Here is a 543-nt window from a genome sequence, read left to right on the forward strand (position 1 = left end):
GGATCTGCATGTTTGGAAGGTGAGCGGACATCATTACTCGGCTGCGATTGTGTTACATAATCGCAGTGATAAAACGTTGAGTGAATTTAAGCAATTACTGAGTAAGTTTGATAAGATTCATCACCTTACTCTAGAGTTACAAAATAGCTGACGATGAGCGAACTAGAAAAGTTGAATCAAATGCTGACCGAGTTCTATGACAAGATGTCTTCTTGGGAACAGTCAGTCGTAAAAGAAACCGGCTACTCTTTGGCCCAAGTCCATACTATTGAAGTGCTGGGCGGCCATGGTGCGCTGCGCATGAAAGAACTGGCGGAAAAGTTAGGCATCACGACCGGAACGTTAACGGTACAAATCGAAAAGTTAGTGAATGCGAACTTGATAGAACGTTGCCCTCATCCGGAAGATCGCCGTGCTATCGTTGTGAGGCTCACACCAGAAGGTGAGAAAATTCATCGCCATCATAACCAGTTGCACCTTGATCTTGTGCGTGATCTTACTCGTCATATTGAGCCAGAGCAGCAATCAACCTTTCTATCGTGT

Annotated in this window: 1 protein-coding gene and 1 pseudogene; both read left to right on the forward strand. The window is 44.8% G+C overall.

Translation table 11 applies throughout. The annotated features are described in order from the left end of the window. Positions 1–151, forward strand: a pseudogene (locus tag R7Z47_RS26480) (cation transporter); the annotation flags it as partial. A 2-nt stretch (positions 152–153) separates the two neighbouring features. Then, a partial coding sequence (locus R7Z47_RS26485) for a MarR family transcriptional regulator (RefSeq protein ID WP_318130978.1) occupies positions 154–543 on the forward strand: 390 nt, incomplete at its 3' end.

It is taken from the genome of Vibrio sp. 1641, assembly GCF_033339995.1.
Lineage (GTDB): Bacteria > Pseudomonadota > Gammaproteobacteria > Enterobacterales > Vibrionaceae > Vibrio > Vibrio alginolyticus.